16 protein-coding genes are annotated in these 14,858 nt (G+C 49.8%); 14 read left to right on the top strand and 2 right to left on the bottom strand.

The annotated features are described in order from the left end of the window. Nucleotides 1-2 precede the first annotated feature (2 nt). The 4 genes from recN (at nt 3) to IC21_RS09210 (ending at nt 4,988) form a co-directional block, all read left to right on the top strand. Nucleotides 3-1,706, top strand: coding sequence for a DNA repair protein RecN (recN, locus tag IC21_RS09225; RefSeq protein ID WP_029142206.1), 1,704 nt, complete (start codon nt 3-5; stop codon nt 1,704-1,706). Between the two features lie 179 nt (nt 1,707-1,885). Further along, nucleotides 1,886-3,169: a SpoIVB peptidase gene (gene spoIVB, locus IC21_RS09220; RefSeq protein WP_029142207.1), complete on the top strand. Its 1,284-nt coding sequence runs from the start codon at nt 1,886-1,888 to the stop codon at nt 3,167-3,169. Nucleotides 3,170-3,335: 166 nt separating this feature from the next. Further along, nucleotides 3,336-4,121, top strand: coding sequence for a sporulation transcription factor Spo0A (gene spo0A, locus IC21_RS09215; RefSeq protein WP_017553057.1), 786 nt, complete (start codon nt 3,336-3,338; stop codon nt 4,119-4,121). A gap of 123 nt (nt 4,122-4,244) precedes the next feature. Further along, nucleotides 4,245-4,988: a glycerophosphodiester phosphodiesterase gene (locus tag IC21_RS09210; protein WP_029142208.1), complete on the top strand. Its 744-nt coding sequence runs from the start codon at nt 4,245-4,247 to the stop codon at nt 4,986-4,988. Nucleotides 4,989-4,997: 9 nt separating this feature from the next. Here IC21_RS09210 and IC21_RS09205 read toward each other — a convergent pair whose 3' ends face one another. Further along, entirely contained in the window at nt 4,998-5,240 is a 243-nt protein-coding gene (locus tag IC21_RS09205) for a DUF2627 domain-containing protein (RefSeq protein ID WP_013859596.1), read from the bottom strand. A 133-nt stretch (nt 5,241-5,373) separates the two neighbouring features. Here IC21_RS09205 and IC21_RS09200 point away from each other — a divergent pair, with 133 nt between their 5' ends. From IC21_RS09200 to IC21_RS09155, 10 genes are all read left to right on the top strand, one after another. Continuing rightward, nucleotides 5,374-5,715, top strand: coding sequence for a Gfo/Idh/MocA family oxidoreductase (locus IC21_RS09200; protein WP_013859595.1), 342 nt, complete (start codon nt 5,374-5,376; stop codon nt 5,713-5,715). 123 nt (nt 5,716-5,838) lie between these two features. Continuing rightward, nucleotides 5,839-5,991 carry a helix-turn-helix domain-containing protein gene (locus IC21_RS09195; RefSeq protein WP_019720621.1) on the top strand — a complete coding sequence of 51 codons (153 nt, stop codon included), beginning with the start codon at nt 5,839-5,841 and terminating at the stop codon, nt 5,989-5,991. Between the two features lie 272 nt (nt 5,992-6,263). Next, nucleotides 6,264-7,367 carry a Leu/Phe/Val dehydrogenase gene (locus IC21_RS09190; RefSeq protein WP_029142209.1) on the top strand — a complete coding sequence of 368 codons (1,104 nt, stop codon included), beginning with the start codon at nt 6,264-6,266 and terminating at the stop codon, nt 7,365-7,367. A gap of 22 nt (nt 7,368-7,389) precedes the next feature. After that, on the top strand, nt 7,390-8,802 hold the full coding sequence (lpdA, locus tag IC21_RS09185; RefSeq protein ID WP_029142210.1) for a dihydrolipoyl dehydrogenase: 1,413 nt from the start codon (nt 7,390-7,392) through the stop codon (nt 8,800-8,802). 23 nt (nt 8,803-8,825) lie between these two features. Beyond that, nucleotides 8,826-9,815 (top strand): thiamine pyrophosphate-dependent dehydrogenase E1 component subunit alpha, encoded by a 990-nt coding sequence (locus tag IC21_RS09180; RefSeq protein WP_029142211.1) that lies wholly within the window; start codon nt 8,826-8,828, stop codon nt 9,813-9,815. An 11-nt stretch (nt 9,816-9,826) separates the two neighbouring features. Then, the gene (locus IC21_RS09175; protein WP_013859590.1) at nt 9,827-10,810 is read left to right on the top strand and encodes an alpha-ketoacid dehydrogenase subunit beta; all 984 of its coding nucleotides are present in this window, start codon (nt 9,827-9,829) and stop codon (nt 10,808-10,810) included. Nucleotides 10,811-10,834: 24 nt separating this feature from the next. After that, on the top strand, nt 10,835-12,115 hold the full coding sequence (locus IC21_RS09170; protein WP_029142212.1) for a dihydrolipoamide acetyltransferase family protein: 1,281 nt from the start codon (nt 10,835-10,837) through the stop codon (nt 12,113-12,115). Between the two features lie 212 nt (nt 12,116-12,327). Beyond that, entirely contained in the window at nt 12,328-13,239 is a 912-nt protein-coding gene (gene pfkB / locus IC21_RS09165) for a 1-phosphofructokinase (protein ID WP_013859588.1), read from the top strand. Between the two features lie 266 nt (nt 13,240-13,505). Beyond that, nucleotides 13,506-13,943 carry a BrxA/BrxB family bacilliredoxin gene (locus IC21_RS09160; protein ID WP_019720627.1) on the top strand — a complete coding sequence of 146 codons (438 nt, stop codon included), beginning with the start codon at nt 13,506-13,508 and terminating at the stop codon, nt 13,941-13,943. A 152-nt stretch (nt 13,944-14,095) separates the two neighbouring features. After that, a complete protein-coding gene (locus IC21_RS09155) occupies nt 14,096-14,599 on the top strand; it encodes a L,D-transpeptidase (protein WP_029142213.1) in 504 nt (167 codons plus the stop codon). Nucleotides 14,600-14,626: 27 nt separating this feature from the next. On the opposite strand, the gene prli42 is transcribed toward IC21_RS09155, so the two are convergent. Then, on the bottom strand, nt 14,627-14,719 hold the full coding sequence (gene prli42 / locus IC21_RS16715; protein WP_017550500.1) for a stressosome-associated protein Prli42: 93 nt from the start codon (nt 14,717-14,719) through the stop codon (nt 14,627-14,629). Nucleotides 14,720-14,858 lie beyond the last annotated feature (139 nt).

Genomic DNA, 14,858 nt, shown 5'->3' with positions numbered 1-14,858 from the left:
GATTGCTGCAGGAATTATCGATTAAAAATTTTGCCATTATTGATGCGCTAACCCTCTCATTTGAAGCCGGGCTGACTGTCCTGACAGGGGAGACCGGTGCCGGCAAATCGATTATTATCGATGCGATCCAGCTTTTAACAGGCGGGAGAGGGTCATCGGAGTTTGTCCGGCACGGGGAAAACCGTGCTGAGATTGAGGGTTTATTTCTGGTCGAAGACGGCCATCCGTGTATGGAGCGCGCCCGCGAATTCGGCATTGAGATTGAGGAAGGCATGGTGATTTTGCGGCGCGATATATCGAAAACAGGGAAAAGCGTCTGCCGCATCAACGGAAAACTTGTGACGATTTCGGTGCTGCGCGAAATCGGGTCGACTTTAATTGATATCCACAGCCAGCACGAAACGCAGGAACTGCTGAACGAAACGTACCATCTGCCGCTGCTTGACCAGTACGGGCAAAGCGAGATCGAAACGGCCCTCCTTGATTACGAAAAATTATATAAAAAATACGAAGCCGTTTACGGGCGGTTAAAAAGAATGAATGAAAACGACCAGCAGCTTGCCCAGCGCCTTGACCTCATCCAGTTCCAGCATGAGGAAATCCAAAACGCAGGGCTGAGGCTGCATGAAGACGAGGAATTAGCGGAAGAAAAACGAAAACTCGTCAATTTTGAACGGCTGTTTGAATCATTGAACGCGGGGTATGAAGCGCTTGCCGGGGAACAGCACGGCCTCGACTGGCTCAGCCTTGCCATGAGCCATCTTGAAACCGCGGCCGAAGTGGATGGCGGGCTCTCTGACATTTTGGAATCCGTCCAAAGTTGTTTTTATACGCTCGAAGACATGTCCCGCTCGATCCGTTCCCGGCTTGACGGGCTTGAATTTGACCCGGAACGGCTTAACGTGATTGAAGCGCGGCTGAATGAGATTAACCAGTTAAAACGAAAATACGGCAGCACGATCGAAGAAATTCTGGAATACGGGTCCAAAATTGAAGAAGAAATTGAATCGATCGTAAACCGCGACCATCATGTAGAGCTTTTGCAAAAAGAATTGCAGACGGTAAAACGCGATCTTTATTTGGAAGCCAAGCAGCTCAGCGATTTGCGCAAAAAATGGGCGGAAAAGCTGACTGAAAATATCCATTCCGAATTAAAGCAGCTGTATATGGATAAAACAAAGTTTGAAGTCCGTTTTCTTGCCGCTGCTGATGATTATTATGAGGCGGATGACATTCCGTTTAGGCGCGACGGGCTCGATCAGGTTGAATTTTACATTTCCACCAACCCGGGCGAACCGTCTAAACCGCTCGCAAAAACTGCTTCGGGCGGGGAATTGTCGCGGATTATGCTGGCATTGAAAACGATTTTTTCCCGGCACCAGGGGATCACTTCCGTCATTTTCGACGAAGTGGATACCGGCGTAAGCGGCCGCGTAGCACAGGCGATTGCGGAAAAAATTTACCATATCTCGGTCCATTCGCAAGTCCTTTGCATTACCCATCTGCCGCAGGTTGCCGCCATGGCGGACACGCATCTGCTGATCATGAAAGAAACCGAAAAGGGGAGAACGCGGACAAAAGTGAAGCCTTTGGAGCAGGAAGAAAAAATTAAAGAAATCGGCCGCATGATTTCAGGTGTTGAAATGACAGAACTGACAAGACAGCATGCGAAAGAGCTCCTCGAACTGGCCGAAGCGATAAAATAAGGGTCCGGTCCGCCTATTTGGAAAAATGGTGGAGCCGGACCCTTTCTATCCAGATTGGGCAGCATTTTTCCCGCAGGCACTGTTATATTTAAAACGCTTCAAGGCTAAATTAAAATCATAGCCAAAACAAACAAAGGCTAAACAAACAGGGTGAACCGGAAGCGAGGAGAGTGGAATGTTTGAACTTTGAAAAAATAAGGAAGCTGACAGGCGGATTTCTCCTTGTTTCACTTTTATTATGCGTTTTTTCGCAGCCTTTTCAACAATATCTTCACTTTCCGAAGCAAGTTCGCTTATTGGAAGGCCAGCAAACCGAGCTTTCTAAATCCGCTGCTGCCGCCGTAATGGCAAGCGGAAACAGCGCGGAAATTCATGCGCATCAACATACGGTTTCCATAAAAGGGAAGTCAGCCGGGAAGGAAGAAATGTTTCTTGAACTGGCAGGCATCCCGATCAAAAAAACGAAAGTAGAAGTGCATCCAAATATTAAGATGATTCCCGGCGGCCAGTCGATTGGCGTAAAGCTGAATACGCTCGGCGTCCTTATCGTCGGCCATCACCTTGTGCAGACGGACAAAGGGAAGTTTTCTCCCGGTGAACAGGCCGGAATCGAAGTTGGGGACATGATCCTTGAATTGAACGGGAAAAAAATCGAAAATATGTCCGATATTGCACCGATTGTCCAGCAGGCAGGGGAAAAAGGAAAACCGCTCGAGACTGTCATTAAAAGGGATGGACAAACCATCCGGAAAACGATAAAGCCGTTAAAAGATAAAAACGGGCAGTCGTATAAACTCGGGCTTTATATACGGGATTCGGCTGCGGGAATCGGCACGATGACGTTTATCGATCCGAAAACGAAAAAATATGGCGCCCTCGGACATGTCATATCCGACATGGATACAAAAAAACCGATCGTCGTCGAAAAAGGCAGGATTGTCAATTCAGTCGTAACGTCGATTGAAAAAGGCAAAAACGGAAGCCCGGGAGAAAAATTGGCGCGTTTTACCGAAGAAGGTCAAATCGGCAATATAACGAAAAACAGCCCGTTCGGCATTTTTGGACAGCTGGATCCGGACGCAAAAGACAGCACATACGCAAAACCGATGCCGATCGCACTGTCAGACCAGGTAAAGACAGGTCCGGCAAAAATTTTAACGGTTGTGGACGGGAAAAAAGTGGAAGCCTATTCGATTAAAATTGTCAGCTCCATTCCGCAAAAATTTCCGGCAACAAAAGGGATGGTCATCAAAATTACCGACCCGGAATTGCTGAAAAAAACGGGTGGCATTGTCCAGGGAATGAGCGGGAGCCCGATCATCCAGAACGGGCGGCTTGTCGGTGCAGTAACGCATGTGTTTGTCAACGACCCGACATCCGGATACGGCGTCCATATCGAATGGATGCTCCATGAGGCAGGCATTTACGGAGGGGGCAGGTCCCCTTCCGCTTTTAAAGAATAATGCACTTATCTATCATTATAATGCGTGAGGACGTTTTGTCCGGGCGATTTACGGCATCCCGGTTTTCAACAAAAAATAATAAATAAAAAAGCAGGAAATTTTCCGCCATTGTCGAAACTTATTCTTGTACAGAGATATGGCTATTTTTTTGAGGAGGACAGTGGCAGTGAAAAAAATCAGAGTGTTTATTGTAGACGACAACCGTGAACTTGTTCGATTGTTAGAAGATTATATATCCCAGCAGGAAGACATGGAAATTTGCGGAACGGCCTACAGCGGGACGGAATGCCTTGAACGGTTAAAAGAGGCGGACCCCGATATTTTGCTTTTGGATATTATTATGCCACATCTGGACGGGCTCGGCGTGCTCGAGAAACTGAAAGAATCGGCTTATTCCCGGATGCCGAACGTCATCATGCTGACGGCTTTCGGCCAGGAAGATGTGACGAAAAAAGCGGTGGAACTGGGCGCATCCTATTTTGTGCTGAAACCGTTTGATATGGACATGCTTGTTTCGCAAATCCGGCAGACAAGCAAAAAAGGCTCCGTGCTGAAATCATCGCCCGGCTTAGCAGCTTCCAAAGCGGAATCAAAGCCTGTCAATCTCGATGCAAGCATTACGAGCATTATCCATGAAATCGGCGTGCCGGCCCATATTAAAGGCTATATGTATTTACGCGAAGCGATTGCAATGGTGTACAATGATATTGAATTGCTCGGCTCGATTACAAAAGTGTTATACCCCGAAATTGCAAAGAAATACAATACCACTGCCAGCCGTGTTGAGCGCGCCATCCGCCATGCGATAGAAGTGGCATGGAGCAGGGGAAATATCGAATCCATTTCCTCCTTATTCGGTTATACGGTTTCCATGACCAAAGCAAAGCCGACAAACTCCGAGTTCATTGCCATGGTCGCTGATAAACTCCGCCTCGAACACAAAGCTTCCTGAAAGGAAAGGGAAAGGGGCCGGTGCAGTGAGTTGTACCGGCCGGATCCCGTGCGCAAAAGGTTACGCTTTTCTTGTTCGGGGAATATATAATGATGAACGAAATAAACAAAGGATGTGTATCGAGTGACGTTTATTTTTGCCCATCGGGGATCGGCAGGCACACGTCCGGAGAACACAATGGAAGCTTTTTTTGAAGCGGAAAAGGCCGGAGCGGACGGGATTGAACTGGATATTCAGTTGTCAAAAGACGGCGAACTGGTCGTCATTCATGATGAAACGGTCAATCGCACGACAAAAGGCAAAGGGTATGTGAAAGATTTAACGTTTGCTGAACTGCAGTCGCTGGATGTGATTGACCGGTTCGAAACCGGCAAGCCGCTAAGCATCCCGGCACTTGAAGAAGTTTTTGAATGGCTCGCCCAAAACCAGCTTCTCTGCAATATTGAACTGAAGACGGCAAAAGTGGATTATCCGCTGATCGAGGAAAAAGCTGTTTCGTTAATCCGGGCATACCATTTGGAAGAAAGGGTCATTTTTTCTTCCTTTAACCACTATTCCATCATTCAATGCCACCGTCTGGCACCTGAAGTGGAGATTGCCCCGCTGTATTCGGAGGTGATGTTTATGCCATGGGTCTACGCGAAATCGATCCGGGCAAAAGCGATCCATCCGCGTCTTTTGACAACGGCCGACTGGATCATCCGCGCCACCATGAACCACGGTATTGCAGTCAGGCCGTATACAGTGAATAAAACGAAAGATATGAGAAGGCTGTTTAAAATCGGTTGCACGGCAATCATCACGGATTTCCCGGAAATCGCGGTACAGGAAAGAAAAGCAGAACGGGATAAAGCATCCGGGCAATAGCCGGATGCTTTATTTTGATGGTTTGCTGAAACGTTTCTGTACCTTTTGGCGCTTTCTGTCCCGGTGCAGAATAAATCCGGCAATAAAGGCAATGCCGCCGGCAGAGAACAAAAGCCCGGCCAGAAACTGGAGCGTCAGCGAAGAAAACGGGCGGTCTGGAATCCCAAAAACCATATCCCGCATCCATTTGATCCCGTAAGCGGCGGCGATGACCGGCACCGCCAATACAAAAAGTGCCACCAGCCTGCCCATTCCGGCCCCCCTTTAAACCGTTTCCACCATTATAACACCCGGGTTTGGGCGCAGGCAATGCAGCCCATTGTAAATGTAAGCCCTTTCAAATAAAATAAAATAGCGGAGACCAGCACGAAAAGGGGGAGCAGCGATGCAAAATGTTTTAATCGTTGGCGGGGGGAAAGGCGGAAAAGCGATTTTAAAAATATTGTCCGAAAGCGCACGGTTCCGTGTGGCCGGCATCGTTGATCTCAATCCGCAGGCGGAGGGGATCCGGCTTGCCAAAAACATGGGCGTTCAAACCGGTAACAACTGGCGCGTTTTTTCAGGCCCCCATGTCGATATTATCATTGAGGTAACCGGGGATGAGCAAGTTTTTCATGAAATCGTTGCAGCGTGCACGGGCCGGATCGTCATTCCCGGCAGTGTCGCCTATTTAATTGCGAAATTGCTGGAGGAAAAAAGAAGCCTTAATCCGAAAGCTGGAAAGTGAAACAAAAAAACATGCGCTCATCCTTCAGTCGACGGCGGAAGGGATGACGGTGATTGACAAAAACGGCAGGATCATCTAAAGCAAGGAGCGGCCGACATACCCGAAAAAGGTAGCCTCGATGAAATGCTGTCCGCTTTTGAAAAGCAGCTGATCCAAAAAGCGCTCGAAGAAAATGTCGGAAACAAAACGAATACGGCAAAACAGCTTGGCATTTCACTGAGAAGCCTGTACTATAAATTGGAAAAATACCGGCTTGCAAAAATCAGCATGCAATAATTTGCATATTCGTGCAAAAAGTAGCAAACTGGTAAACGGAAGTTTATTTTTTTAAGCCCCGCTCTTTTCGCCATTTCTGCATGAAAAGCGGAAACAGGAAAACAATGTGAAAGTGGCATTCTTTTTGCATTTTCAACAGTGAAGGCTGACCCGTGATCCCGGAAAAAGCGGTGTGCCGTTTTAAAAAGAGGCATCGGGATGTCCGTTTTACAGCCGCAAAAATGCCGGTTCAGCCTTCTGACAGCTTTGCTTGCGGAAAAGGAGGAAATCCATTGGAAATTTTTGATTATATGCGAAAATACGATTATGAACAACTGCTGTTTTGCCATGATGACGCATCCGGATTAAAAGCGGTGATCGCCATACACGATACAACGCTCGGGCCGGCGCTCGGGGGCACGAGAATGTGGACTTACGCAACGGAAGAAGCCGCCATTGAAGATGCATTGCGGCTTGCACGGGGGATGACGTATAAAAACGCTGCCGCCGGGCTCAATCTTGGCGGAGGGAAAGCCGTCATCATCGGTGATCCGCGCAAAGACAAAAATGAAGAAATGTTCCGGGCGTTCGGCCGGTTCATCCAGGGGCTCGGGGGACGCTATATTACAGCTGAAGATGTCGGCACCACTGTTGAAGATATGGATGTCATCCATGAGGAAACCGATTTTGTGACAGGCGTTTCACAAACGTACGGTTCATCCGGGAATCCTTCGCCTGTCACGGCGTACGGCTGCTATGTCGGCATGAAAGCCGCGGCAAAAGAAGCATTCGGAAGTGATTCGCTTGAGGGGAAAACCGTAGCCGTCCAGGGTGTCGGCCATGTTGCATTTGAACTGTGCCGCTATTTGCACGAAGAAGGCGCCCGCCTTATTGTGACCGATATTTCAACGGAGGCGGTAAAACGGGCTGTTGAGGCTTTCGGGGCAAAAGCAGTGGACCCGGCTGACATTTACGCCCAGGACTGTGATATTTTTGCCCCATGCGCGCTCGGGGCCATTTTGAATGATGAAACGCTTCCGCAGCTGAAAGCAAAAGTGATTGCGGGGTCTGCAAATAATCAGTTGAAAGAACCGAAGCACGGCGACCGGCTGCATGAAATGGGCATTCTTTATGCGCCCGATTATGTCATCAATGCCGGCGGGGTGATCAATGTAGCTGACGAACTGTACGGTTACAACCGGGAAAGAGCGATGAAAAAAGTCGAGCAAGTCTACTATAATGTACAGAAAGTGATCGACATTTCAAAACGCGACGGGATCCCGTCCTATTTGGCGGCAGACCGGATGGCGGAAGAACGGATTGCAAAAGTTTCCCGCGCACGTTCACAGTTTTTGCCGCACAATAAACATGTGCTCGAAAAAAGGCTTCCGCGGTAATGCAAGTGAAGGAGGAACAACATTGGCAAAAGAATACGATGTCGTTGTTTTGGGCGGCGGAACAGGCGGCTATGTGGCCGCCATCCGCGCAGCAAAAAACGGGCTGAAAACAGCAATTGTAGAAAAATCAAAACTTGGCGGTACCTGCCTCCATAAAGGCTGCATTCCGACAAAAACCCTGTTAAGAAGCGCGGAAGTATACCGGCTGGTCCGAAAAAGCGCCGATTTCGGCGTGGATGTCCGCGATGCCGCCTTGAATTTTGCAAAAATCCGGGAACGGAAAAACGCAGTTGTGGCGCAATTGCACCGCGGCGTCCAATCCTTGATGAAAAAAGGGAAAATTGATGTGTATGAAGGCACCGGGAGAATCCTTGGCCCCTCCATTTTTTCGCCGGTAGCAGGAACGGTTTCAATAGAGGGCGCGGGTGCGGATAATGAGATGCTCCTCCCGAAAAATTTAATCATTGCGACCGGCTCGCGCCCGCGGGTTCTTCCCGGGTTTGCCGTCGACGGGGAATATGTGATGACGTCTGACGAAGCGCTTGAAATGGAAGAACTCCCCGCATCGATCCTGATTGCAGGCGGAGGGGCGATCGGTGTGGAATGGGCATCGATGCTTGCCGATTTTGGCGTAAAGGTGACGGTCATTGAAGCTTCCCCGCGCCTTTTGCCGGGAGAGGACAGCGACATTTCAAAAGAAATTACGCGCCTTTTGAAGAAAAAAGGGGTTGCCGTATTCACCGGTACCGCGTTCAACGCATCCTCCCTCCAGACAGGGGGCAAAAAGGTGCGGGTCGGTACGGAAGACGGAAAGACGTTTGAAGCAGATAAGCTTTTATTATCGGTCGGCCGGCTGGCCAACACGGAAAATATCGGCCTTGAAAATACGGATATTGAAATCAAAAACGGCGTCATTAAGGTCAATGAAGTTTACCAGACAAAAGAATCCCATATTTATGCGATCGGGGACTGCATCGGCGGGTTGCAGCTTGCCCATGCAGCAGCAAGGGAAGGCATCATTGCGGCGGACCACATCGCCGAAAAAAGCGTGGACCCGCTTGATGACACCATGGTGCCGAAATGTGTGTATTCCAATCCTGAAATTGCCAGCGTCGGCCTGACGGAAGAGAAAGCAAAAGAAGAAGGATATGATGTAAAAATCGGCCGGTTTTCGTTCCAGGCAGTCGGCAAAGCGCTTGTCTACGGGGAAACGGACGGCTTTGTCAAAATCGTGGCAGACGCAAAAAACGACGATCTGCTAGGCGTACATATCATCGGGCCGCATGCAACAGACATGATTTCAGAAGCCGGGCTTGCACGCGTTTTGGATGCGGCGCCGTGGGAGGTGGCAATGAGTATCCATCCGCACCCGACGCTAAGCGAAGCGATCGGGGAGGCGGCACTCGCAGTAGACGGGCTTGAAATCCATGCGTAGCTTTTGGATAAGGAGTGAAGACAATGAATGAAAATCGGCATAAAAGTTTAGGTTTAAGCGACCGGGAAGTATTGGAAATGTACGAAACGATGCTACTTGCACGCAAGGTGGATGAACGGATGTGGCTATTAAACCGGTCCGGCAAAATTCCGTTTGTCGTATCCTGTCAGGGCCAGGAAGCAGCCCAGGTCGGCGCTGCTTTTGCGCTTGACAGGACAAAAGATTATGTATTGCCGTATTACCGCGATCTCGGGGTTGTGCTCGCTTTTGGCATGACCGCGCGCGACATTATGCTTTCCGGGTTTGCCAAAGCGGAAGACCCGAATTCGGGCGGCCGGCAAATGCCGGGCCATTACGGACAGAAGAAAAACAGAATCGTCACCCAGTCCTCCCCTGTAACGACACAGGTACCGCATGCGGCCGGAATTGCGCTCGCAGGCAAAATGGAGAAAAAGGATTTTGTTACGTTTGTCACTTTCGGGGAAGGATCATCCAACCAGGGCGATTTCCATGAAGGGGTGAATTTTGCCGCGGTCCACAAGCTGCCGGTCATTTTCATGTGCGAAAATAACCAGTATGCCATCAGTGTCCCGATTGAAAAGCAGCTCGGGAACCCGCGCGTTTCCGACCGGGCGATCGGTTATGGCATGCCGGGTGTGACGGTTGACGGAAACGATCCGCTCGCTGTTTATGAAGTGGTTAAAGAAGCGGCGGACCGTGCCCGGCGCGGGGAAGGGCCGACTTTAATCGAAACGCTTGTTTACCGCTTTACACCGCACTCTTCCGATGATGATGACCGCTACCGTGCGCAGGAAGAAGTGAAGACGGCAAAAGAAAAAGATCCGGTTGTTTTATTTAGCCGGTACTTAAAAGAGGCGGGCCTTCTTGACGGGGAAAAAGAAAAAGAAATCGATGCGCGCGTCATGCAAACCGTCAATGAGGCAACCGATTACGCCGAAAAAGCGCCGTATGCCAAACCGGAAGATACGCTCCGGTTTGTTTACGGGGAGTAAGGAGGAGAACGATGGCTGTCATTTCATACATTGACGCAATTACAAAAGCATTGCGGGAAGAAATGGAACGGGACGAAAAAGTATTTGTGCTCGGCGAAGATGTTGGAAAAAAAGGCGGGGTATTTAAGGCGACGGCCGGATTATACGAGCAGTTCGGCGCTGAAAGAGTCATCGATACGCCGCTCGCTGAATCGGCGATTGCTGGGGTCGGCGTAGGGGCTGCGATGTACGGGATGCGGCCGGTTGCCGAGATCCAGTTTGCCGATTTTATTTTGCCGGCTGTCAATCAGATTATTTCGGAAGCGGCGAAAATCCGCTACCGTACCAATAATGACTGGCAATGCCCGCTTGTCGTGCGTGCACCGTACGGAGGCGGCGTCCACGGGGCGCTGTACCACTCCCAGTCGCTTGAATCGGTGTTTGCAAATCAGCCGGGGTTGAAGATTGTCATGCCGTCCACCCCCTATGACGTAAAAGGGTTGCTGAAAGCCGCAATCCGGGACGATGATCCGGTTCTCTTTTTCGAACATAAGCGCGCGTACCGCCTGATTAAAGGCGAAGTGCCGGATGACGATTATGTGCTCCCGATCGGCAAGGCCGAAGTGAAAAGGGAAGGAACGGATATTACGGTGATCACGTATGGGCTTTGCGTCCATTTTGCCCTCCAGGCTGCGGAAAAGCTTAGAGAAGACGGGATCGAAGCACATATTCTCGATTTGCGCACCGTTTATCCGCTCGACAAAGAAGCAATCATCGAGGCAGCTGCCAAAACAGGGAAAGTGCTGCTGGTCACGGAAGACAATAAAGAAGGAAGCATTATCGGCGAAGTTGCTGCGATCATTGCGGAAAACTGCCTGTTTGACCTGGACGCCCCGATCATGCGCCTGGCCGGGCCGGATGTTCCGGCGATGCCGTATGCGCCGTCGATGGAAAAATATTTTATGGTCAATCCCGAAAAAGTCGAAAAAGCAATGCGGGAACTGGCCGAATTTTAGAATTGCAGGATAGGAGGGTGCCAATTGGCGATAGAAAACATTACGATGCCGCAGCTCGGGGAAAGTGTGACGGAAGGGACCATCAGCAAGTGGCTTGTATCCCCGGGCGATCATGTCCATAAATACGATCCGCTTTGTGAAGTATTAACAGACAAAGTCAATGCCGAAGTGCCTTCTTCGTTTGAAGGGGAAATCGTGGAACTGATCGCTTCGGAAGACGAAACCGTTGCTGTCGGGGAAGTCATTTGCACGGTCAAAACCGGATCAAGTGAAACAATTGCCCGGCCTGAAGCGGAACCGGGCCTGGATCCGGATGCTGCGGTGCCGGAGCCGGAAGCGGAAAAAGGGAAAAAAATCCGCTATTCCCCGGCCGTTTTAAAACTGTCCCAGGAATACGGCATTGACTTGAACCGGGTCAAAGGAACGGGAAGGGAAGGCCGGATTACGCGCAAAGACCTGTTGAAAATCATTGAAAGCAGGGGGAATGAGGCAGAACCGGCACCTTCAAAACCGGAACCGGCAAAACCCGCACCTTCAAAACCGGAACCTGCCCGGCATACGCCGCCTGCTTCCCGGCCTCTGCCTGTACGGGAAGCTGCAGAAGAAGATACGGTGATTCCTGTTACCGGCGTGCGTAAAGCGATCGCGAACAATATGGCACGCAGCAAACAGGAAATTCCGCATGCGTGGATGATGGTCGAAGCGGACGTTACGAACCTTGTCCGCTACCGGGAGGCCGTAAAAGAAGAGTTTAAGCGGCGCGAAGGCTTTAACCTGACATACTTTGCCTTTTTTGTCAAAGCCGTTGCCCAGGCGCTGAAAGAGTATCCTGCGCTCAATTCCAGATGGGCCGGGGATGCCATTATCCAGAAACATGATGTCAACATCTCGATCGCCGTTGCCGCCGAAGACAGGTTGTACGTGCCGGTCATAAAGCATGCCGATGAAAAATCGATCAAAGGCATTGCCCATGAAATTGCTGTGCTGGCGCAAAAAGCCCGCGCCGGGAAACTTGCCCCGGAAGACATGGAAGGCGGCACCTTTACCGTCAATAATACCGGGTCATTCGGTTCGGTGCAGTCGATGGGGATTATCAACTATCCGCAGGCTGCCATCCTCCAGGTCGAGTCGATTGTCAAACGCCCTGTCATCATGGAAGAGGGAATGTTTGCGGCGCGCGATATCGTGAACCTTTGCCTGTCGATTGACCACCGCATTTTGGACGGACTCGTCTCCGGCCGCTTCTTAAAGCGCGTCAAAGAGATTTTAGAGGCGGTCACACCGGAAACGGCACCGCTCTATTAATGAAATGCCCGCTGATGAAGCGGGTTTTTCTATGTTGGAAATGTGGCGATTTATCAAAACTGATTGTTTTTGAACGATTTTAATTGATTTTTACTGTTTTTGAAGGTAAAATAACGACCGGATGCACCGCTTGCAATCATGCAGTGGGGGAACGATTGCCATCAAAAAGGGGAATACTAAAAATGATCTCCAAAGCAAAGGTTGTGTAAAAAATGATTTATACGGTAACACTGAATCCGTCTGTTGACTACATCGTACAGGTGGAACATTTTGAGCTTGGCGGATTGAACCGTTCCGTGATGGACACCAAGTTTCCGGGCGGAAAAGGCATCAACGTCTCGCGCGTCATGAAAAGGCTGGGCGTTGATTCCACGGCACTCGGTTTTCTCGGCGGTTTTACCGGCAGCTACATTGAAAATTTTCTTAAAGCGGAAGGTATTTTAACAGATTTTGTCCAAGTTTCAGGCGACACGCGGATCAATATAAAATTAAAATCCGGTGTGGAAACGGAAATCAACGGAATGGGGCCCTCTATTTCGGAAGCTGAGCTGGACCGGCTGCTTGCCAAAATCGACAGCCTGGACAAAGAGGATGCCATTTTGTTTTCCGGCAGCATCCCAAGTTCCCTCCCGCCATCCATTTATGCCGGCCTCATTCAAAAATGCCGTGAAAAGCAAATCCGCGTGATTGCAGATGTTTCCGGCGAATCGCTCGGCCATGTCATCAAAACGGGCCCGTTTTTGATCAAACCGAACCATCATGAAATCGGCGAAATTTTCGGCGTGAAAGTCGAAACGCCCGAAGAAGCGAAACAATACGGCAGCCGCCTGCTTGACATGGGCGTTGAAAATGTGATCGTTTCGATGGCGGAAAAAGGCGCGCTCTTTTTGAACAAGGAAGTATCCTATTTTGCGCAAGCACCGAAAGGGAAGGTGAAAAATTCTGCCGGCGCCGGCGATTCGGTTGTGGCCGGGTTTATAAGCGGGATGGCAAAAGGGAAATCGTACAAAGAATCGTTTGCGCTTGGGGTTGCCTGCGGTTCTGCGACGGCATTTTCCATGGAACTTTGCACAAAGCAAGAAGCAGAATCGCTTCTCGGACAGGTCCATGTCCAATCTTTATAAAACGGAAACCGGGATGCCCCGGTTTTTTTGCATAAAAAAGGGATAGCGCATGAGGCGCCATCCAAAGCATCTAGGGAGTTTAGGGGTATGGATCTAGATGTACTGTCATTTTACCCGGTTTTTTGGAAAAATAAACGCTTTCCGGCTATTTTTTTCGTTTTCATGCGTAAAATAAGAGAAAAGTGGCGGCTGCAAACAGAATGTTTGAAAAGCAGCGTGAAAACCTGTTATGATTAGCTTTAAAGTAGAATGAAAGGATGAGTGGCATGTCTGTCAATTTTAATCTTTATATGAACGATGTCGTGCGCATGTCCCGTGAAGAGGCAGTAGAAGCCGGCTACCGGGAACTGAGGACGCCGGAAGAAGTGGACGAAGCGTTTTCCAAAAAAGGGACGACACTTGTTTTGGTCAACTCTGTGTGCGGCTGCGCAGGGGGCATTGCACGGCCGGCTGCGGCGCACGCCATCCATTATGATAAGCGCCCGGACCAGCTTGTAACCGTCTTTGCTGGCCAGGATAAAGAAGCAACGGCAAGGGCACGCAGCTATTTCACCGGTTATCCGCCGTCCTCCCCATCTTTCGCACTTTTAAAAGACGGCAAAATTGTGAAAATGATTGAACGGCACCAGATCGAAGGGCATGACCCAGCGGCTGTCGTGGCTGAGCTGCAGGCAATGTTTGAAGAATACTGTGAAGAACTGTAATGCGGGAAGCCTTCTCCTTCCTTTCTGGAAAGGGGAAGGCTTTTTTTTTTAACAGGGGCGGTGTCCCGGGTGTATAAGCGCACTTTCCGTATGCATGAACCGGCATGCGGGATGCATACTAAAGAAAAACACCACTAGCAGGTGAATGGCTTATGCATATATGGGTAGCATGGATGCTTGTTTTCGGGTTATCGGTATGGCCGGCGGACGGGCACGTTGCCCCGGGAGACCCGCTCATTATTGTCAATAAAACAACAAACCGGCTTGCCTGGATCCGCGGCGGGAAAATCCGGCTCGAAACGCCGGTTGCGACTGGGAAAACAAATGACCTGACGCCGGAAGGTTTTTTTACGGTCAAAGTCAAGGCGAAAAATCCTTATTACCGGAAAAAGAATATTCCCGGCGGCGACCCGCGCAATCCGCTCGGCTCGCGCTGGATCGGTTTTGATGCGCGCGGCACGGACGGCCGGATTTACGGCCTGCACGGCACAAACAATCCTTCTTCAATCGGCCGGTATATTTCAAACGGCTGCATCCGCCTGCCGAAAGCGGCGCTCGAAAAGCTGTACGAAGAAGTGCCGGTTGGAACAAAAATTTACATCATCCGGTCAAACCGGCCGATGACCGAACTGGCGAAGGCAAAAGGCGCCATTTAAAAAAGGAACGCATACCCCGTTCCTTTTTTAAAACAGCATGGAAAGGCCGGAAAGCACTGTTCCTGCCAGCATGGCAATGAGCATTAAGTACACCACAATTTTCTGCGTTTTTTTCGACAAAGCGGACTTCACCTCTTAATCGGACGGTAATCATTTTTATTCTAGCCTGAAGGTATGTGTAAAATTTTACTCGAAGGGGCAAATGAGTGGAAAAAAATGGGAAGACACTCTATCATCTAAATGTACACCTTGAATGAAC

This window comes from Heyndrickxia coagulans DSM 1 = ATCC 7050, from assembly GCF_000290615.1.
Taxonomy (GTDB): Bacteria; Bacillota; Bacilli; order Bacillales; family Bacillaceae_C; genus Weizmannia; species Weizmannia coagulans.
The sequence above is the reverse complement of the archived record's forward strand: the minus strand, read 5'-3'. Positions and strand labels throughout refer to the sequence as shown.